The organism is Nostoc sp. UIC 10890 (assembly GCF_054786515.1).
Genome location: NZ_JBSGKF010000001.1, coordinates 2505512 through 2527063, shown reverse-complemented (window position 1 = coordinate 2527063; position 21552 = coordinate 2505512). Strand labels below are relative to the sequence as shown.

Annotated in this window: 15 protein-coding genes and 1 tRNA gene; 6 read left to right on the top strand and 10 right to left on the bottom strand. The window is 43.3% G+C overall.

Features of this window, described 5'->3' with window-relative positions; genetic code table 11:
- The first annotated feature begins 314 nt into the window (after window positions 1-314).
- The 5 genes from ACWATR_RS09895 to ACWATR_RS09875 all read left to right on the top strand — a co-directional run bounded on the left by ACWATR_RS09895 (window position 315) and on the right by ACWATR_RS09875 (window position 5679).
- The gene (locus ACWATR_RS09895) at window positions 315-2042 is read left to right on the top strand and encodes a S8 family peptidase (protein ID WP_460331840.1); all 1728 of its coding nucleotides are present in this window, start codon (window positions 315-317) and stop codon (window positions 2040-2042) included.
- A 114-nt stretch (window positions 2043-2156) separates the two neighbouring features.
- Window positions 2157-2456: a hypothetical protein gene (locus ACWATR_RS09890; protein WP_460340318.1), complete on the top strand. Its 300-nt coding sequence runs from the start codon at window positions 2157-2159 to the stop codon at window positions 2454-2456.
- Window positions 2457-2682: 226 nt separating this feature from the next.
- Complete coding sequence (locus ACWATR_RS09885; protein WP_181931667.1) at window positions 2683-3972, top strand: glucose-1-phosphate adenylyltransferase; 1290 nt, start codon at window positions 2683-2685, stop codon at window positions 3970-3972.
- 69 nt (window positions 3973-4041) lie between these two features.
- The gene (locus tag ACWATR_RS09880; protein WP_460331838.1) at window positions 4042-4551 is read left to right on the top strand and encodes an AAA family ATPase; all 510 of its coding nucleotides are present in this window, start codon (window positions 4042-4044) and stop codon (window positions 4549-4551) included.
- A gap of 120 nt (window positions 4552-4671) precedes the next feature.
- Entirely contained in the window at window positions 4672-5679 is a 1008-nt protein-coding gene (locus ACWATR_RS09875; protein WP_460331836.1) for a DnaJ C-terminal domain-containing protein, read from the top strand.
- Between the two features lie 73 nt (window positions 5680-5752).
- Here the strand turns inward: ACWATR_RS09875 and ACWATR_RS09870 are convergent, their stop codons facing one another.
- From ACWATR_RS09870 to ACWATR_RS09860, 3 genes are all read right to left on the bottom strand, one after another.
- Window positions 5753-6418, bottom strand: a complete 666-nt coding sequence (locus ACWATR_RS09870) for a glutathione S-transferase family protein (protein WP_460331834.1) — start codon at window positions 6416-6418, stop codon at window positions 5753-5755.
- Window positions 6419-6600: 182 nt separating this feature from the next.
- The gene (locus tag ACWATR_RS09865; RefSeq protein WP_460331832.1) at window positions 6601-7137 is read right to left on the bottom strand and encodes a peroxiredoxin family protein; all 537 of its coding nucleotides are present in this window, start codon (window positions 7135-7137) and stop codon (window positions 6601-6603) included.
- 246 nt (window positions 7138-7383) lie between these two features.
- Window positions 7384-7995: a peroxiredoxin gene (locus ACWATR_RS09860; RefSeq protein ID WP_069068387.1), complete on the bottom strand. Its 612-nt coding sequence runs from the start codon at window positions 7993-7995 to the stop codon at window positions 7384-7386.
- Between the two features lie 130 nt (window positions 7996-8125).
- Between ACWATR_RS09860 and ACWATR_RS09855 the strand changes: the two genes are divergently transcribed.
- A complete protein-coding gene (locus tag ACWATR_RS09855; RefSeq protein WP_460331829.1) occupies window positions 8126-10291 on the top strand; it encodes an amylo-alpha-1,6-glucosidase in 2166 nt (721 codons plus the stop codon).
- A gap of 135 nt (window positions 10292-10426) precedes the next feature.
- Here ACWATR_RS09855 and ACWATR_RS09850 read toward each other — a convergent pair.
- The 7 genes from ACWATR_RS09850 to ACWATR_RS09820 form a co-directional block, all read right to left on the bottom strand.
- Window positions 10427-10500: transfer RNA gene (locus ACWATR_RS09850), tRNA-Met, on the bottom strand.
- A 167-nt stretch (window positions 10501-10667) separates the two neighbouring features.
- Window positions 10668-12962 carry a peptidoglycan DD-metalloendopeptidase family protein gene (locus ACWATR_RS09845; RefSeq protein ID WP_460331827.1) on the bottom strand — a complete coding sequence of 765 codons (2295 nt, stop codon included), beginning with the start codon at window positions 12960-12962 and terminating at the stop codon, window positions 10668-10670.
- Between the two features lie 800 nt (window positions 12963-13762).
- Window positions 13763-14224, bottom strand: a complete 462-nt coding sequence (locus tag ACWATR_RS09840) for a tRNA (cytidine(34)-2'-O)-methyltransferase (RefSeq protein ID WP_460331825.1) — start codon at window positions 14222-14224, stop codon at window positions 13763-13765.
- 420 nt (window positions 14225-14644) lie between these two features.
- Window positions 14645-15784 carry a glutamate--cysteine ligase gene (gshA, locus tag ACWATR_RS09835; protein ID WP_460331823.1) on the bottom strand — a complete coding sequence of 380 codons (1140 nt, stop codon included), beginning with the start codon at window positions 15782-15784 and terminating at the stop codon, window positions 14645-14647.
- Between the two features lie 288 nt (window positions 15785-16072).
- Window positions 16073-17905: a hypothetical protein gene (locus tag ACWATR_RS09830; RefSeq protein WP_460331821.1), complete on the bottom strand. Its 1833-nt coding sequence runs from the start codon at window positions 17903-17905 to the stop codon at window positions 16073-16075.
- Between the two features lie 64 nt (window positions 17906-17969).
- Window positions 17970-18848 carry a bile acid:sodium symporter family protein gene (locus ACWATR_RS09825; protein WP_460331819.1) on the bottom strand — a complete coding sequence of 293 codons (879 nt, stop codon included), beginning with the start codon at window positions 18846-18848 and terminating at the stop codon, window positions 17970-17972.
- Between the two features lie 55 nt (window positions 18849-18903).
- Window positions 18904-21540, bottom strand: a complete 2637-nt coding sequence (locus ACWATR_RS09820) for a carboxypeptidase-like regulatory domain-containing protein (protein ID WP_460331817.1) — start codon at window positions 21538-21540, stop codon at window positions 18904-18906.
- Between the last annotated feature and the right edge of the window lie 12 nt (window positions 21541-21552).

The window sequence follows — 21552 nt, the reverse complement described above, 5'->3', positions numbered from 1 at the left end:
AGTTTAATAGCTTCATAAAAATTACCTGTTACCCCAGTTTTGGGTAATTCTTAGACGCAGCGGCTCAAAGATGTCTCATGAGCCACAGCAAATCACTATCAAGGAGACATAATTCAGGAATATGAGTTATTAATTAGCAATTGTCTTAGGAAGAACTTACCGCCTCCTAAGCTTATTTGATGTTATCTATGAAAAAAAATAGATAACTATAGTCGCATCAAATAATCAAGGCTAAAAAACTACGATTTTAGAGCGGCTGATCTTACTAAAATCACTACTTTGCTTTCAGTAAATAAATTTAATTTGAGGTAACAATGAGACACGAAAAACTTTCTCCCGGACTACTGTTGGCATTTCAAGACTATCAACATGAAGGAGATCAAGCTTTAGTTACACACAAGCGATCGCTGGGCATCATTGCCCACAAAAGCCCAGTCAAACCCACAAAGAGCGTCGTTTTTATCTACTGCGACCCTGATGCAGATTTAAGTTACTTATCACAATATAATATAGAAGTCAATCAAAATTATGGAAGTGTGCGAACAGCTTTCTTACCATTAGATAGTTTAGATGTCTTATCAGAAGAAGATGTAATTCAGCGAATTAAGCCATCACGCAAACTTCATTTGAGGATGGACACTGCACTAGAAAAAGTCAAACTACCGGAGTTCAAAAATAAAACCGGATTGACTGGTAAAGGAGTAATCATCGGCATTATAGACAGTGGCATTGATCCGAAACACCCTGCATTTGCTGGACGAATTTTACACATTTGGGATCAAACACTGCCAGGCCCAGGAGTCACAGAAGGCGGCTATGGGGCTGAATTTACGGGAGCGCAACTGACAGTTTCTCAGGATACTAGCGGTCATGGTACTCACGTTGCTGGAATTGCCGCCGGTGCTGATGCTAGCTATGGCGGTGTCGCACCAGAAGCGGAATTAGTTGTCGTCAGGTCAGATTTACAGGATGCCCACATTGCTGATGGCGTCCGCTACATTTTCCGAATTGCTAGAGAGTTGGGACGCCCAGCAGTAGTAAATCTCAGCTTGGGTGGACATGCTGATGCCCATGACGGTAGTGATTCACTCTCAAAAGTCATTGACGCCGAAACTGGCCCTGGAAAAATTGTTTGCTGTGCTGCGGGTAACGAAGGAAACGATAACATTCATGGACAAGCGACCATACCCAGTGGACGCACCCGTGGTATGCGCTTTAATGTTCCTTTGAATCAAGTAGGCATAGTTTGGTTAAACGCTTGGTATGCCAAAGACAGCGAATTGGAAGTGTCTGTACGGAGTCCTAACGGTTTTGTCACCCCCTTCCAAAAAATCATTACTGACGGTAATGCCGCACAAGATTACCAGTTACCAGATGCACGGGTGCAATTAGCGACACCAGGGCCAGATCAAGCCAACAGTGACCATAATTTCTTTGTGCAAATACGCGGTATTGGCCCCTCCCAAGTAATGGGAGGTGTTTGGCAGCTACGAGTCCGCAACACTTCTTCAACTGATGCACGTTTAGATGTGTGGACACTAGATGACAGTTCGTCAGTGTTTTTCACAGGTAAAAGCGTGAAGGATGCAGTAAAAATTGGTTCACCAGGAACCGCCAGCAGTGCAATTACAGTTGCTGCCTATACAACTAAAACCAGATACACAGATATTGATAACCAAGTGCGAGAAATGGGCTTAGAATTACATACTATTTCGGAATTTAGTAGTGAAGGCCCACTACGGAATGATGGACACAAGCCTGACGTAGCAGCACCAGGAGCAATGATTATTTCCACGCTTTCTGCCGATGCAAATTTTGACCGCTCATCGATGATTAATTCTAAGTTTGTGGTGCAAGCTGGTACTAGTATGGCGACACCATTTGTTAGTGGGTTAGTGGCACTGCTGTTGCAGCGCGATCCCAAACTTGATCCGGCTGCGGTGAAAGACTTGCTACGTAAAAATAGTGCCATTCCCGGAAAACCCGCAGGCACATTTGATGACAAATGGGGTTATGGAGTGATTAACGCTTTAAATCTGTAATTAGACTGAGAAAGGTGGATATTATTTCTGTACAAGGATAGGCAACAATAACCTCTAAATTTGATAAGTTAGGGTAGGCGATTTATGCCTACCCTCTTTACTAAGGAGTTGCTGATGAATTATCAGAAACTAGATGCCGCTCTTGCTACAGCGCTGAATGATGTTCAAGACCCAGAAGAAACTAGTTTAGGGGTTTTCATCCATACTGAACCAATTTTAGATTCTGCTGCGATCGCTATTTTAGAAAGTTTGGGCGTTAATGATGTTACTAGTGGCAAAGATATTTTCACAGCAACACTCTCAGCAAATGCTATTTCCCAGTTGTCAGAGGAATCTTGGGTGAAGTATTTGAAGCGATCGCAGCAATTGCGTTTGGTAAGTGCGAGGAAAAGTTTCGGTAGTTTCAATGTTTGATAACAATTCTTTGTTTATTTGTCGGGTGTAGCTTTTATCGGAGGTGTTGGCGCTGCGATCGCCCCAATTCTTCATACCAATGAATACAAATGTTCTATATTTCTACTTATTACACTACCAGCATTCTGTAAAATTCATCCCAAAGAATCAGATGATCCCCCTTACTTGTGGTGGCAGACAGTCCTAAACTGAGAGTGAGAGTTGAAAGGCAGCTGGGAGAAATTTTGTGAAAAAAGTTTTATCAATCATTCTTGGTGGTGGCGCGGGTACTCGGCTTTACCCGCTAACCAAACTACGCGCTAAACCAGCAGTACCAGTAGCGGGGAAGTACCGCTTAATCGATATCCCTGTCAGTAACTGCATAAATTCCGAAATATTCAAAATCTACGTCCTGACACAATTCAACTCAGCTTCTCTGAATCGTCACATCGCCCGTACCTACAACTTTACTGGCTTCAACGAAGGCTTTGTGGAAGTACTAGCTGCACAACAAACGCCAGAAAACCCTAACTGGTTCCAAGGTACAGCCGATGCTGTACGTCAGTATCTGTGGTTAATGGAAGAATGGGATGTAGAAGAATATCTAATTCTCTCAGGCGATCACCTCTACCGCATGGATTATCGCCACTTTATCCAGCGCCATAGGGAAACGGGGGCTGATATTACTCTCTCAGTCATCCCCATCGATGAGCGCCGCGCCTCAGATTTTGGTTTGATGAAAATCGATGACTCCGGTAGGGTAATTGATTTTAGCGAAAAACCTAAAGGCGAAGCATTAACCCAAATGCAAGTTGATACAAGTGTACTGGGATTATCAAAAGAACAAGCCAAGCAACAGCCTTACATCGCCTCAATGGGGATTTATGTCTTTAAGAAAGAGGTTTTGTTCAAGTTGTTGAGAGAAGGTACAGAAAGGACTGATTTCGGTAAAGAAATTATTCCAGATGCCTCTAAAGATTACAACGTTCAAGCTTACCTTTTTGATGATTACTGGGAAGATATTGGAACAATTGAGGCATTTTATCATGCCAATCTAGCCCTAACTCAGCAGCCCCTGCCACCTTTTAGTTTCTACGATGAAAAAGCACCAATTTATACCCGCGCTCGGTACTTACCTCCGAGTAAACTATTAGATTGTCAGGTAACAGAATCAATTATCGGCGAAGGTTGCATTTTGAAAAATTGCCGCATTCAACATTCAGTATTGGGAGTGCGATCGCGGATTGAATCTGGCTGTGTAATTGAAGAATCTTTGATCATGGGTGCAGATTTTTATCAACCTTCTGTGGAACGCCAATGCAATGTAGAAAAAGGTGACGTTCCTGTAGGTATTGGTACTGACTCGATTATTCGCGGTGCCATCATCGATAAAAACGCCAGCATCGGTCACGATGTCAAAATTATTAATAAAGATAACGTGCAAGAAGCTGAACGGGAAAATCAAGGTTTCTACATCCGCAGTGGCATCGTCGTCGTGCTGAAAAATGCTGTAATTCCTGATGGAACCATCATTTAGTCATTAGTCATTAGTCATTAGTCATTGGTTAATAGTTACAAGCAACAAAAGACAAAGGACAAAGGACTAATGACTAAACTCATTTTGCTGATTGGTCTTCCAGGTAGTGGTAAGTCAACTTTGACAAAACAATTACTGGCAGAATGCCCCCAGATGTCGCTGATTTCTACGGATGTCATCCGGGGGCAATTGTTTGGTTCCCAAGCCGTTCAGGGGCCGTGGCTGCTGATTTGGCGCGAAATTGAGCGACAATTTCAGCAAGCTATTTCCACCGAGAATACAGCTATTTTCGACGCCACCAACGCCCAGCGCCGTCATCGTCGTGAGGTCATTGCTTTAGCTCGTAATTTAGGCTTTAGCCAGATTACGGGAATTTGGGTTGACACGCCAGTTTGGCTGTGTTTGGCACGTAATAAAAGGCGATCGCGCCGGGTTCCAGAAGAAATTATTTTGCGGATGCACCGTCAACTCCGGGATGCTCCCCCAAGCCTAGAAGAAGGACTAGATAACCTGATCCGCTTATCAGAAAAATCAGAGTACGGAAATTGCGATCGCTTAGTGAGCGAGAACCACACTTGATTTTATATATTTTTTGTTAATTTAAAATCAGATTCTTTTTGTTTGGCACTATACCAGACAAATTAAATATCTCTCATCTTAAAAAAAAACATAACGGGAATTTCTATAGGAGGCTGGTAGATGGCTGCAACCGACTTCAAGGACTATTACGCTATTTTGGGAGTTAGTAAGACTGCCAGTCCAGAGGAAATTAAACAAGCTTTTCGTAAACTAGCTCGCAAATATCACCCTGATGTCAACCCAAACAACAAACAGGCAGAAGCACGCTTCAAAGAAGTTAGCGAAGCCTACGAAGTTGTGTCAGACCCAGATAAACGCAAAAAATACGACCAATTCGGTCAATATTGGAAACAAGCTGGTGAAGGTTTCCCATCTGGCGGTGTTGGTGCCGATATGGGTAACTTTGACTTCAGTCAATACGGCAATTTTGATGAGTTTATTAATGAGTTGCTAGGACGCTTTGGTGGTGCAGCCCCTCGTGGTGGAAGACAAAGTAACTCACAAAGTTACTCTTACCGCACTTCTACGGGTGCGCCAAGTGGTTTTGGCGGCTTTAACGATTTTGGGTTTCAAGATGCAGGTGCAGGTACTAACCAGGATAGTGAAGCTGCGATCACTTTAACTTTTGCTGAAGCATTTAATGGTGTGCAAAAGCGGTTCAGTTTAGGTAACGAAACAATAGATGTCCGCATCCCATCTGGGTCTAAAACTGGTACTCGCCTGCGCGTGCGGGGCAAAGGTCAAATCAACCCCATGACTCAACAACGTGGAGATTTATACTTAAAAGTTGAACTTCAGCCGCACTCGTTCTTCCAAATGGAAGGCGATAACTTGATGTGCGAAGTGGCAATCACACCAGATGAAGCTACTTTGGGAGCATCTATTGATGTACCCACTCCCGATGGTTCAGTTAATGTCAAGCTACCAGCAGGGGTACGTTCTGGTCAATCTCTGCGTTTACGTGGCAAAGGTTGGCCTCTGGCCAAGGGTGGACGCGGCGATCAGTTAGTGAAGGTGGCGATCGTTCCACCAAAAGACCTCAGCCAACAAGAGCGGGAATATTATGAAAAAATCCGCGCTATACGTACTTATAATCCCCGTAGTCATTTGAACCAAGTCAGGCTGTGAATATTTTGGATTTGTAGGGACGCATTAGTAAAGCAGCAGGAAGTGCTGTTTCGCGTCTCTACTGCTGATGAATTCACCCTGAGTTTTTCTGCGCTATTCTGGCCGCCATGACAGACTTAAAAGCTTCCATTGCTTCCGGTGTAGTCTCGGTAGTTTGCCACGATGGACGTACAATTAAGCGATCGCGCCAAGCCTTTAATTTTGGATATTCACTCAAAGATATACCTACCATTGGCATCAAAGGTACTACAGTCCCAGCTACAGCTTCGGCGAGAGTGAGGTTTTGACTACCAAAGTAAGGGCGATCGTCTAATAAATTTTCAAAAAACTGCAGCACGGTTGAAATTTTCTGCTTCGCTTGCTCAATTTTTTCTGGATCTGCTCCAGGAAATCCTAATATTTGAGGTAAAAACGTGGTGGTTGCTGGCAAAAGCTCATTCACTGTTACCAGTTGTACCATGCGTGCGATCGCTAAATCCTTGGCATCTTTAGGCAACATCGCAGGTGTAGGGTATTTTGCCTCTAAATAGTCCAGAATTGCTAAAGATTCCACTACATTAAAGCCATCATCTACCAAAACTGGAATGTGATGGAAAGGGTTAATTGCTAAAAAATCTGGTTTAAATTGCTCCCCATTCAGTTTGATCTCTACCAATTCAAACTCAAGTCCTTTTTCCAGCAGAGTAATCCAGACGCGGCGCGAGTTGGGAGAAATTGGCGCGTGATAAAGTGTCAGCATTAGAAAACCTCACAGCTTTATAAGTAGGCCGAACATTGTCAATCTTACACCTTATACTCCAATACAGTTCGCTTAAGGTTGTTTGATGAAAATTTTAGATCCCAAGGACGCGATAAATCGCCGCCAAGACAAAAGACTGATTATTGTAGAGACGGCGATTCATCGCGTCTCTTGCCTTAGATTCAATTGAATTGTTCTAACAATGTCTCAACCCTAGCATTGTGATCCAAAAAAGAAAATAAATGCCAGTAACGGAGTTTTCCCTCTTTATCTAATATAAACTGTGCTGGCAAAGGCGCTCCCAGTGCTTGTCCTACTTGATAGGTACGAAATAATCGACAGCTAGGATCACTCAATAACGGCATTTTTAAGCCTAAATCTTTCACAACTATTTGACTCTGCCGTTCATCGGTACTAGTAATCATTAAAACTTCTATACCACGATTTTTGAATTGATCGTAGTTTTCATTTAAAGCTTTAATGTGAGGAAAACAAAAGGGACAATATTGTTTTTCAGTAAAGATCCGAGTAAAGGCAATTAACACTGGTTGCTTACCTTTATAATCAGACAACTTTACTAATGTTCCGTTGGTAATATCTGGCAATTGAAAGTCTGGTGTTCCCACTCCCAACCTGAGTTTATTGCTAGCTGGAACTGGCAAAAAGTTGCGGAAGAATCGCTCATTTAATAAGCCACTAAAATCAGTTGAAGTAAGCATAATAAAATTTTGGATTTTGGATTATCAAAGATTTATTGGATAAGCTTTTGGGCGCTTCATAAGTCACAATCTTTGTTAAAACTGATATCTTTTTAACGTTGATTCTGTAAATATCATTTTATAAAAAAACCACAGATAAATACGGAGGTTGACATTGTTTAATGTTTATCTCTGTCTATCTGTGGTTTTCATTGATTTTGCTCTCAACTCCAACAGGATGGATTAGAGTTTGCTAGCTAGGGAAATTTAGACAGCAGAGAAGTAAACTTTAGACTTCACTGGATCAGGGTTCATTGTCTTGTCACCAGGTTGCCAACCAGCTGGGCAAACTTCATCGGGGTGAGACTGAACATACTGAATTGCTTGTAATGTCCGCAGGGTTTCATCAACGCTGCGACCAAAAGCTAGGTTGTTGATGGTGGCGTGCTGTATGATACCATCTTTATCGATGATGAACAGACCACGCAAGGCAATGCCAGCTGCTGGGTCAAGAACGTTGTAAGCGGCGCTAATCTCTTTCTTAATGTCAGAGACTAGAGGATAATTTAGGTCGCCGACACCACCAGACTTACGATCTGTTTGAATCCAAGCGAGGTGGGAGAATTCACTGTCAACGGAAGCCCCAAGGACTTCTGTATTGATTTTCTTGAATTCTTCGTAGCGATCGCTAAATGCTGTGATTTCAGTGGGACAAACAAAGGTAAAGTCTAGTGGGTAGAAAAATAGGACGACATACTTACCGCGATAATCGGAAAGTTTGATTGTCTTAAATTCCTGATCTACCACAGCCGTTGCTGTGAAATCGGGAGCTTGCTGACCAACGCGGAGGCTTCCTTCGGTTCCGTAAGTAAGGGACATTAACCTAATTCTCCTTTATCGGTTTAGTAGCGTTGAAATTTGGGTTAAGTAAACTCACCCATCCACGCTCTCACAGTTTAATTACGATCTGTTACGACTATATCATACTCATAACGATTTTGAGTAGCAAATGTCTGATTTAGATACAAGAGAATGGTTGCTCACCAATGGCTTGGGAAGTTTTGCCAGTGGTACGGTTTCTGGTGTCCGCACCCGCACTTATCATGGTTGGCTGTTTGCCGCTACAAATCCACCCTCTGGGCGGACTCTGTTGTTTTCGCACCTAGAAGCTAGCTTAGAAGTATTAGGGAAAGTTGTGGCACTGGGGACAAATTTTTGGGGTAACGGTCAGATTGAGCCGACAGGCTACAAACTGCTACGCTGCTTTGATATTAACCCAGTTCCAAAATGGACTTGGGGACAAGATAACTGGCAGTTAACCAGACAATTGCTGATGCCTTATGGCTTGGTGGGGACTGGAGACTGGGGAAGAAGCAGGGAAGCAGGGAGCAGAGAGCAGGATGAAAATTTCTCTCCTCAGCACTCCGCACCCCGCCCCTCTAATGCCCAATGCCCAATGCCCAATGCCGCCCATGCCCAATTTTGCCATAGGACTTTAATCCAGTATCGCTACGATGGAACCGAAACAGCTATTTTACGGTTGCGACTGTTGATAGCAGAACGTGACTTTCACCACCAGCAGACTGCTAGTGAAGAATTAAAGTTTTCACAATTGTTAGGGCAACAGCAAATCTGTCTACAAGCAATCAATGCTGGGCGCTTCGGTATACCTTGGCACTTGCGCTGGACACAAGGAAATTATCAACCAGATGCCGTTTGGTATTGGCATTATGGATTGTCTGAGGAGACGAAACGGGGATTAGGCGACAAGGAAGACCTTTATAGTCCTGGTTACTTGATAGTAACACTCCAACCAGGAGATGCTGTGACTCTAGAGGCACGAGTAGGTTTTCCTGACTCGGTGTCAGGCGTTCTCACCCCCAAAACCTTTGCAGAAGCCGTGGAGGCAGAACAAGCAAGGCTCTCACAGATTTTTGGATGGAGAGAGAGAGGCAGAGGGAGCAGGGGAGCAGGGGAGCAGGGGAATAATTCTCAATGCACAATGCCCAATGTCCACTCCCCAATCTGGCAACAACTACTCAAAGCAAGCGATCAGTTTATCGTCTATCGAGCCTCAATTGCAGGCCCCACGGTCATTGCTGGTTATCACTGGTTTAATGATTGGGGACGTGACACATTAATCGCCTTACCGGGGTTGGCACTAGTTCCCCAGCGCTTTGATTTGGCAAAAGGAGTATTGCGGACTTTTGGGCATTATTGTCGCCAGGGTTTGATTCCTAATGTATTTCCTGATATCAATGGTGAACCAATTTATAACAGTATCGATGCGGCGTTGTGGTGGGTTGAAACTTTAGGACTTTATCTAGAAGCTACCCAAGACTGGGAATTTTTGGCAGAGCAATTCCCCGTAGTACAGCAAATCTACAAAGCATTTGTTGGTGGTACACATTTCCATATTCAAGTTGATGCTACTGATGGGCTAATTAGTTGGGATGCCCGTGGTGTAGCCCTCACTTGGATGGATGTGGTAATTGATTCACACCCTGTCACTCACCGTCACGGGAAGCCAGTGGAAATCAATGCGCTGTGGTATTCTGCTTTATGTTGGTTGAGTCAGTGGGCAGAACGCTTGAGCCAACTTGATTTTGGTGAACCAGTGCGTCTCACCAAGCAAGCACAGCGTTATGCTCAACAAGCGCAACACGTCAAAACCTCGCTGCAAAAGTTCTGGAATTCTCAGCTGGGTTATCTGTACGATACTATTGAGCCGGACGATCGCCGGAATTTTCAAGTTCGTCCCAATGCCGTTTTAGCGCTGTCACTGCACCATTGTGGGTTTTCTGAACAGCAAGGGTGTCAGATATTAGATTTGGCAACTACCAGCTTGCTTACTCCCTATGGTCTTCGCAGTCTCGATCCAGGAGATCCAGAATACAAAGGGAAATATGAGGGCAACCAAGAGCAACGCGATCGCGCTTATCATCAAGGCACTGTTTGGGCTTGGCTAATTGGGCCATATATTCGGGCTTGGCAACGTTTTTACCCACAACAATCACTGCCTTTTGATTGGCAACTTTTACTAGATCATTTCTTATATGACGCTTGTCTTGGTTCTATTTCTGAGATTTTTGATGGCGATTTACCTCACACACCCAGAGGTGCGATCGCTCAAGCTTGGTCAGTTGCCGAAGTAATCCGTCACTTTAAAAAATAGTGCTGAATCTTAAGATATTGCTATACCTAAGCACTGACTAATTGTATTATTTAATATAAATCAGCATTCATAGCTATAATCCTAAGCAAACCGGAAACAACAAATATTTGTTGTAATTTTTGTATTTTTTTAAAGTGGCTCAGGTCGGAGTTGAACCAACGACCCCAGGCTTATGAGTCCCGTGCTCTAACCAACTGAGCTACTGAGCCAGATTTCATTCAAGTCATTTACTAATATAGCATACAAATTTGCTCAAGACTAGACCTTTTTACAATTTTGTTAGAACTTCCATCCCTGTTGAGGTCATACAAAGCAAAAGAGGGAGGTAAACTCCCTCAACTAACAAGGCAATAATTTAGTTATAGACAGCCAAGATTTACAGGCGATCCGGTAACATAGCGATTGGGTTAACAGCACCCTTGCCTGATTTATGGATTTCAAAGTGGGTGTGTGGGCCAGTACTATGACCAGTGCTACCCATTAAAGCAATTGTTTCTCCTTGATTCACCTGCTGACCTGCTTGCACCAGAATTTTGCTGTTATGAGCATAGCGAGTCGTGCTGCCATCAGGATGGCGGATTTCGACAAGGTTGCCGTAACCACCTTTGTTCCAACCAGCTTTTTCTATTGTCCCCTCAGCTGAGGCGACAACTGGCGTACCAGTGGAGTTGGCAACGTCAATTCCTTTGTGCATTCTACCCCAACGCCAGCCATAACCAGAGGTGAGAGTACCCTTTGCTGGCCATGTGTAAGCGATGGTTGAGGAAGATGGAGGAGGAGTGAGTTCGTCAATGGGTCTGGGCAGATACTGATCCACTGCTGCCAAAGGCGGTAGTATCTGTGGAGAAACGGTGGTTCCCCGCATCTTTCCTAAGGAGTCAGAGGAATTTACTCTTCCAACAGGCGTTGCAACTCTCGTTGGAGATGGAGTGCGAGAGGGAGTCCACTGGTTAGCAGAACCTAGATTAGGCAAGAACTCTGGGTTTATTGCCTCGTTAGGGCGTACAGTAGTACGGAATTGGGTCTTAATTGGTTGAGCGCTATAGTTAGCCCGAATCGGTGTTGGAACTGGAATTGGTATCGCTACACTATTCGGTCGAGGAACAGAGTTCGGTACGGGGAAATTATTGGGGGTAGAAATAGGAGTGAGCATCGCAGCATTATTAGTTTCGGTAGCTGCTGCTGGCACAACTAAGTTTCCAGACTGTTGAGCGCGATATTTCTGCTGTAACCTCTGGATTTCCGCTTGTAAGCCCCGCAAACGGTCATTATTGCTATTGTTTCCCCTTGCTACCCTATTTGCTGCTGTTTTAGGCTGTTGCATTTCGGCAAAAGCCTGTGGCACTGGAATGTCACCACCAACGCCATAAGAGCTAACAGTGGGGGGTGCTGTTTCTAATTCGGTTGCACTATTTGCCTGAATCTGAACAGTTACCGGTGTAGGGACAGCAACGCTACTGTTGTCGGCAATGGTTGGCGATGGTGAACTAGGTAGGTATGAGTTGGCACTACCAATATTCACAGGGGAGGTAGCTACTTTTGGAGTTTTGCTGGACTCTACAAAAGTGGGCTTAGTGGCTACAGTTGCCTCAACTTGAACAGCAGGAATAACTAGTTTTTGACTAATTTTCAGTTCATTTGGATTATTGAGGTTATTTGCCTTAACTATTTCTGATACTGAAGTGTTGTATCTGCTGGCGATCGCTGCTAGTGTATCTCCAGGCTTCACTTCGTAGGCAGTTCGAGTCGAAGATGCAATAACTGTTGGTGTAACTGGTACTGGTACACTTGCACTAGTCTGTGTCTTCTGTTTTAACCTCGATATCAGGTTCGCTTTGCTGGCATCGTCAGAAGTATCCGATTGGGCTAATACAGTCTTCTCAACCACAGTTGTTGGCTGTGCCAACTCTATATCAGTTTTTGATAAATTTTGGCTCTCTCCAGACCGCAACTGTGCCAGACTCTTTCTTAAACGGTTCGATTTTTCTTGTAATCGATTTAGTGCGAATTCTTGTTGCGCCTTAAGTTGTGCATTTATTTCACTGTTGACTGCGCCAGCTGTTGCCACTGTTTGTGGCTCGGCAGTTAGTGATGCATTCGTACTACCAAAACCATCAGCACTAGAGTCAGACAGATTACTGACTGTTGGGAAACTAGTTTCGGCTAAGGTATTGTTCAATCCCTGTGCTACTTGAGGCTTCAGGTAAGGGGAATTTTTATAATCAGCTGTTGCTTGGGAAAACGTTTCTGATGCAGGAACTTGCAAAGACATTCCACTTGCGGCAACTTGCCATTTAGCTTCAAGCCCAGGCACTTGTGAGACTGCCGTTGGTTCCACGATCACAGGACTTTCCGGCACGCTCGCTGATGAGACTGCTTGGGACTCCAGCTTTGTGGAGGCGAATTTCACCTCAGTGTCAGGAACAGCAGGAATCGCTGAGGTTGCCTTTTGGCTGCCTACTGGCACTGCTGCTTGGGCTTGATCGCTTTGTCGAGTCACCAAAAGGCTGGTTGCTCCCATAGAGATTGCCAAGCCAATCATGGCGGCTTTTGTCCGCACCCGGCGGTTTACTTTTGGATTCATCACATTTAGCAGTTCCACCGGGGCATCATCGCTGCTGGGGTTATTGTTCAACACAGCTTTTACTCTCTTTTTTAATGCTCGTTTCAAAGACGACCTCCTATGATCACTAGCGCTTAACTGACCTCGATTTTTCAGTTGGATACTAGTCAATGATTTAGATCACAACAAATGATAGATCAAGATCACATTCACCAGAGATGCTTACGCAAGATTAACCTGCTTCTCTGATTTAGACAAGTTCACACGTGTTAGCAAAACTTAAAATTTGCTGTGTTTACTTGTCCGAACCACTCCTAACACCACTTAGGACGTTTTACTCTTTACCATTGTCCGCGCTTGTCTTGCGTCAATCGCGGGGACTGGACAAACAAACTATTTGCCAAGTCCATAGTCGCTGCTGAGAATCAAATTGCTGCCTGCGACTTCTGGAAAATTGATGCCCCCTGCTGTAGATATCTTCAAGATATTTCTACCCAATCCGTCTTCTCAACACGAGACTTTACGTTGATTATTCCCTAAAAAACAACCGTATTAACTATCGGCTACTTTTTGGCTGCTTTCTGCCGTTCATTGAGCAAAAATAGCTCAAATGTAAGACATGACTGGATTTTAGCGCGTTTGTTCCCAGATTGAGGATGTTTCAAATTCATCAAAATCTATCATTCAAATTTGGCAATACCCCAAGTTTTATATACAAATTTCTTATAATAACCTTCCTTTGTTTGTAAGTATCTTCCACTACATTTTGGTAATAAACCTAATTTTCGGTATATTGTTTTACATATTATTACAGTAAAGAAGAGAAGTTTTGCCGCCAAAAATAAATCGTCTAATAGATTCTGGGACACATCATAAGTATATTTACTTATGAGTATAAAGGTAATCAACTATTGTAAATAGCCTAACTGACGACGGGTTTCAAATAAGCCAATTGCCACACTTACCGATAGATTCAAGCTGCGAACCCCCGGTTGGCTCATGGGAATATACAAAGTAGCATCGCAATCTGAAAGAATTGCTGGTGGTAAACCCGTGGTTTCACTACCAAACAACAGCCAATCATCAGGTTGAAACTGAAAGCTTACATAATTACAACTTCCACCAACTGTATAACCCAGCCATCTACCTCCACGCTCCTGATGTAATGTTTTAAAGGCTTCTAGGGATTCGTGATAGTGTAGCTTGACATAAGGCCAGTAATCTAAGCCCGCTCTTTTGAGGTAGCGATCGCTAATTTCAAATCCCAAAGGCCCCACCAAATGCAATTCTGTACCTGTAGCTGCACAAGTACGGGCAATATTACCTGTATTAGGAGGGATTTGGGGGTTAACTAAAACTACCTGAGGCATTGTCCGTATAATTTACGTATTGTATAAAACAATCTATTGTCAATGTTAAATCTACCAAAAGGCAGAGGTGATTCATAGGTTTTGTTAATAATAATCAAGCATCATCCATCGATTAGATTTTTAAAACGAAGCGCAAACCCTCCCAGAGCAATGCCTGAGAGGATATTTGGCTAAAATCAGTAAATGTTAAGTTTTGTGTAGAAAAAGTAAGTATTTGTGTCTTTTAGGGCTGGTAGTCTCTCCAAGAGAATCTACCATTTGTATGAAGACGGGAGTGGGGAGTGGGGAGTAAGGGAAGCAGAGGAGCAGGGGGCAAGGGGAAGGGGGGGAGAATAAGATAAATTAAATTACCTCTTTCTTATCCCTTCTGTGCCCCGCACCCCGCCCCTCTGCCTCTTCTCCATGCCCAATTCCCTTGACTTAAGCCAGTAATGACGAACACAATTTGTCTTCGAGTTCGATTTCGCGCTCTTGGGTGGCGATAATAGCCTGAGTGATGACGCGTTGGCTATCAAAACCGACTGCGTGTAATTGCAACCACTGTTGAGCTTCATTACCTTCGCGGAGGATTTTGTGCAAAGGGGAAAGGAAACAGCTAAAGCCTCGTTGTTTGGCGATCGCCCAAACATTTTGGTACATTTCAGAAATCCAATCTCTGGCTAAGATACTTCTGCCATCTTGCCAATGCCTCAAATCAGCATCGAGACTACCAGCAGCAGCAGCAGCTTCGTTCTCAGCAGTCAGGGTGACGAGTTCTTCAGCAGAAAAGGTACTTTGGGTTAATGGATCGATACTAGGATTTTCGATTACTTGCAACAAACGCGCTTCTAATAAGGCAGTAATCGCCAGCAAGGCAATGGGATCTGTGACTAAATCACAAATTCGCAGTTCTAGGCGATTCAAGTCGTGGGGACGGCGATCGCCATTTGGCCGTACTGATGCCCACAAATGCCGCACATTTTGCATGGTTCCGGCAACGAGTTGATCTTCCACCCACTGAATATGATCGGCGTGGCTGGCAAATAATGGTACATGGCTAGGCGTTTGTGGGAAGACGCCCCAACGGGTGGAGTGATAGCCAGTAGCTTTGCCATCAAGGAAGGGAGATGAGGCGCTGAGGGCGAGAAATAGAGGTGCTTCCATGCGGATCACCCTACACGCCCGCATCAATACTTCTGGATCGCTGATGCCTATATTGATGTGTACGCTAGCGGTAACTACTTTTGTTCCGTAGGTGTTCTCAATGTAGTCATGATAAGGGTTTGCTGGATCGGAACGGAGAAAGCGATCGCCGCCACCCAAAGATAAAGTGCTTCCCGGTATCAAGGTGTAATCGCCTAAACGATTGAGGTAGTTTCGCAACTCCCGTCGGGGACGCAGCAAGGCACACAATAAATTATCATAATTATGGGATGGTTGGGTTATGTATTCGACATTGCGGCTATCTGGCTCCCGCATAAACCCACCCAAAGCGGCAACAATTTTGTCGGAGAGACCGACGATTTCACCTTGAGGCGTGCCAGTGTACATCTCAATCTCAAAGCCTTTTAATAAGACCACCTTGTTCTCCTCGGCTCTCTCTACCTACAAATTGTATCGAATAAGACGAATCTCTGGATCTATCTTTCGGTCAATCAAAGGTTAAGAATCATTTAATTGCCAATCCCGGCGAAATCAAGACGGCATATTTCTGCGCTGTCTTCCGATAAATTATTAATATTGAAGTATGAAAAATATCCTAGTACAGCACGGCGGAAATAAACCACCCATTCCCAATCAACAAAACCCTTACGCTGTCTTCATTTTTAATTTTTAATTTTTAATTCCGCCTTGCGGTACTAGTGTGGGTTAAGGACGGTACAAAATAAAATCATTACGTGAATCACTCTCTTGAACAATCTTGAGACGTATAAACTGTTCCCACACTTCATCACTAAGTAAGTTTAAAGCAGTTTCGGGATGGTTAATTGCGATCGCGCTGATAACTTTCCGCCATCCCTGTTGTAATTGATCAAGAAAAGTCTCTTCAATAGAAACTTGACTCAGCAACGAAAGTGCAGTTTTAAAACTTGCTGAATCATCTGATAAATTTTTCAATTTTAATCCCTGTAGTGCTAGATTCAACCATACAGGCAAAAGTTCAAACCAATTATTTTTCTGTATCTCTTTGAGTGCAATATCTTCCATACCTAGCGCACCCCACACACATAAAGTCTCTATTGCAAGTTGATAATTGCGGTTTTCTAGAGCATTTTGCCATAAATTTTGAGCGTGATTTTGGAAGCGATTCGCGAGAAATTCATAAGCTTCCTGCACTTGATGGGGAATTGTAACTTTATAAACTGACTCGCCTCGTGGTAAATAATCGCCGCGATAAGATAGCCAGTTATGAGATCCGTAAAGATGGATTTCTTTATCAACTATTACTTCTTTGACATGGGAATCTCCCAACCAAAAAACCTGTACAGATGATAAACCATCAGGTGTTTTGATCGCTAGAAGTTTTTTCTCTACTTCTGGCGGAATTGGTTTATCTTCATCTTCTTGTCGCCGCGCAATTCCATGTCCAATTAAAATCCAAACTCCGCGATTAGCTAATTTCTGTAACAGAGAGAGAAATTTTTCATTGACAACTGCCTGATTCACCCAAGGAGAATAGATTATAACTTGACTTTTAGCCGAATTTAAAACTTCTGAAAAAACTTGGCTAATTTGTCCATCCCTTAACTGTACGGCTTCCCCTAGAACTTTAGATTTATCTATTTCATCACTGGCTTTAGTGGCAGTTTCTAGCGCCTTTTTGCGAATATTTTCGAGCCTAGCCTCTATTTCAGTATTTTTTTGCTTGAGAATGGTTTCACGTTCAAAATTCATGGCTTCGGTTGACAATTTACATAATGCTTGCAAAGATATTTTGCCTTCATTATGTAGAACTTCTAACCAATTGGATGCTGACTCTAAAATTTGCTTTCCATTTCTTATTTGAATGCTCAATTTATCTTCAAGGGCATCAAAGATAACGAAAAGCGATATCTTTCTCCAAAATTTTTGAGTCGAAGCAAGCACTTTACAGGAAGTGACTATTTTTCCCTCTTCTGGTAAATGAAGTGCTAAACCTGAAGCTTGAATACTTTTTTGTATTTTCTCAAGTGGTAAGGAAGCAATATCAGCAATTGTATTATCAATAGTTATAAAGTCTGCCAAATCAGGCAAATTTATCGCTGTCTCATTTAAGGATTCAGATTGAAAGGTGATCTTGTCGCTTAAAGAGTCTGTAATAGCATTAATTTGTATAGGATATGGTGGCTGTGGTACAGACCCTTTTTCATAAAATGAACGCCCTTCAGGAGTAACTGTTAGTGGCGATGTTGGTGATAAAGTTTGTAATGAACGAAGAGTTGCAGTAGTAGTTTTAATAAATACAGAATCAAGCCCAAGTACAGAGGCTAATTCATCTTCTGTTGGCGGAGGTTGAAATTCAATAGCAGCGCGGATGATAAATTCTTCGAGGACGTTAAACTGGCGGGGTTCCTTGATATTTAGTTCTACAGGAGTTTGACGTAAGCTATAACGAAATTGACGCGCTGCTAAAACTGACAAACTAGGACTTTGCGCTTCAATTTCGTCTACAAAATTCTTGAGATTTTCATCAATAGGTTTAGCAGAAGAGGCGAAAAACATTAACGAAATAAGATGGGATAATTTAATTTGTACAAATACTTGTAACCCATGAGGCAAAGTACTTTTATGCTTTCAACAAGCGTTGACGACGACTAGCCCACCAAGCAAATCCAGCACCAGTGACAAACATTAGCAAACCATAAATTGCCCCAGGAATAGCCATTGTAGGACTATTCAGCAGCGTAGGTGTAGAAGCGATCGCGATCGCTAGAGTCCCATTTTGAATTCCTACTTCTACTGTAATTGCTGTAACACGTTTTTCTCCTAATCGGGTTAAAGTAGCGATCGCAAAACCTAAAGCCATTGCAACCACATTCAAAACCAGAGTTGCCAAACCCACGTCTATTACGTAAGAAACAAAATTATTCCGTTCTCGCAGCAGCACTCCAGTAATTACCACCGCCAGGAAAAATAAAGACAGCCACTTCACAGGTTTATCTGCCTTATCTGCCAATCTGGGTGCATACCGCTTGGCTATCATCCCAATTGCTATAGGTAGAAGTGTAATCACCGCAATCTGCAAAACAGTGTTTAAGAAAGGTAACTGTAGCGTTGTTCCTTCCCCCAAAAATCTCTGCATTGACAAATTTACTACCAGAGGAATCGTAAAAACCGTAATGAAACTACTAATAGCTGTTAGCGTCACAGAAAGAGCAACATCACCCCCGGCCAAAAACGTAATCATATTAGAAGTAGCGCCACCGGGACAGGCTGCTAAAATCATCACACCTACTGCTAATTGTGGGTCAAGGGGAAACACCGACGCAATGCCAAAGCCCACAATCGGCAACATGATCAACTGGGCCACCAAGCCAATCACCACTGCTTTGGGATAGATTACAACTCGCTTGAAGTCCTCCAGGGTCAAGGTTAACCCCATGCCTAACATGATAATAAATAGAGCTAGGGGCAGAAAAACAGCCGTCAGGAAATTTGCTTCCATCCTTAACCCGCGTTGGTAACAATAAAAGTGCCTTTGGATTGTACCGTGTTTCCCCTTAGGGAATTGATGGCTGTTGCAAATTAAGCTCTTGAAATGGTTCAGAAGACTCTTCTAATTTCAAGCTACCGGCAGATTTACCGTTGATTTGTAGAGTGTATTTACCCTGCGGCAAGCCTTCTAAATAATAGACTCCAGCACCGTTGGTAACAGAAAAACGCCGAGTCCCCTCATCTGATTGTATGGCTTCTACCCGTGCGCCTGCGATCGCTTGGCCTTGAGCATCCGTAATTACCCCCGATCGTGTATAAGAACGAATTAGCGGAATCATCACAGAGGTATAACTCCCAGCAATCACATCAACGGCTAAGGATTCAGCCGCAGCCTGCCAATCAGGAGGTAAACCTGCTGGATCGAGATCGAGGCGATAAACGCCAGGAGACATCCTTACTAAAGTGCGATCGCCCTGGATTTGTGGTAAAAACGACTTCAGAGGTTTATTGTTCAAAGTCAACAATAAATCAGCGTTATCTGTATAAACTTCTTCCCCTCCATCTTGTTTACCGTTATTGTTTCGGTCAAAAAATGGCTTAATCAACAGTCCGCCTTGTGTACGGAAGTAATTAGAACGGCGATCGCCTGGACTAATACCCCCTTGTAAATTCAGGCTAGAAGCTAAATCTATGCTGAAAGTTGCTTCATCGGAACTCGGCGATACTCCTTGATAACGCGCCCGTAATAGCAAACCTGGTAAAACTGTTGTGGATAATGTGGCTAGTAGTCCACTACCCTGAGAACCAATGCCATAACCCAACTGTGCTTCCCACTGATAGCTACCATCAATTGCCTGTTGTTGTGAACGATAGCGCCAACTTACACTTAGCAAGCTGTCGCTACGATTTTGATTCTGTGTTTCATAATTTAACAGCAGTGCGCTGCCACCATTAGAAAAGCTGTTTTTAGAAAATTTGTAACTCAGTTCCGATAAAGTACTGATTTCGTTACCGCGTTGCGTTAATTCTAGTCTCCCAAGACGTTGCAGCAAATTCCAGCGCAGACGGTTTTTAGTATCTAAGCTGACACGGGCAAAGGTAAAGGCATCATTGCCACTCAAGTTAATTTGCATTCCGCCAGATGTTGCATCAGCTGTGTCAGTACTGGCGAATAAGGTGAATTGAGGCAAAACTCGCCAATCTAGATTAAAACGGCTAGACAAGCGATCGCTAATAAATGCAGCACTCAAGCTAGAAGATGGATTATAGCGAATATCTGTATTCACATCCCACTTATTACCCGTCAGTGCTGAAACTGCCACCTGCAAAGGTAACTTTCCCGGACGCCAAAATAATTCTGCTAAGGCTCTAGGCGATTCGTCATACACTCCACCTAAGCCTACTGTCAGATTTTCCGATAAACCCCAACGTCCAGCAATTCCGCCCCGAAAGTCAGAAAAGTTTCCCAACAAACTTTGATTTCCCACAAAATCCCGTCGTAAGCCACCAGAAACGATTAATCCTGAAGCACCTGCTGGTAATTGTCCTGGGACTGTAGAAAAAGTAGCCTGTTGAATTTCTGGTTGTGCGGTGAGTCGTCCTTGGGGATACAGCAAGACGCGATAATTGTTGCCTAAAAACTGATTTTGGCTTTTAATATTTTCAAAGCGGTAAATGCCAGACGAATCAACTAAAATTTCGGCAATTACGCGATCGCCAAAACCTTGTACTAATCGCGCTAATGTACCTGGTTCAGTCTTACCAGAAATTGTGCGTCCAATAGCATCTGCTTGTAAACGTTGGCGAGGATCGGAAGAACTGCCACCGAAGGGTTGAGGTGGTACAAACCCCTGTCGTTGAATAGATGTAAAACCCCAATAGTCTCCTGTTCCTTGAGCCTGCCAAAACGTTGGCTGGGAACCTACAAAATAATCGGCTGAATTAGTTTGTCGAAGAAACTGCGCTTCGGCAATATTCCAAGTTTGTGGATTTTGTAAATTTGGTTGATCGGTGCGGATGAACCACGAACCACCAAAAGCACTACCAACAGCAAGAAAATCACCTCTATAATTTGTCGATCTAGTAGCACTACCGCTAGCATTTACCTTCTGTTCAATTGCGGCGATACTAAACTTTTGAGGTGAAATGTGTGGTAATCCTTCTAGGTGAATCGGAGTTTCTGTTTCTATTAGTTTACCACTAAATTGATCTAGTCCTGGGACATCTAAAACTATGGCGTATTCATTGATATCAAATTTTGCTGTTACGCCAAATAGAGTTTGTAAATCTTGAATTGTAAAGACTAATCCTAATTCTGAATCGGTGCGAAGTTTTTTTGGATCAATGCGAGTCACAACACCAGGCGATCGCACTTCTAATTGACCATCAGGTAAAGTGGTAATATTTAATTTTAATCCCTGAATTACAGCATCGTATGGTAATAGCCAATTTGCAAAATCAATTGCTTCGGAACCATCTTCTTGACCGCGTACTAAAACGCTAGGATTGACATTACGGTTCCCTACATTCAATCCTACGGGAAAAACTTTAAATTCGGAATCCTTAGCTAATTGGGCAGTTGTGGGGGTTTGGGGATTTGAAATCGCAGGTATATCTGCCTTCGCTGGAGCGATGGTAATTTGACAGATGAGAGCGATCGCAGCTAGCAGACATTTGCCTTTATTTACTAACCTAAGTTGCACAAATTTTGCATT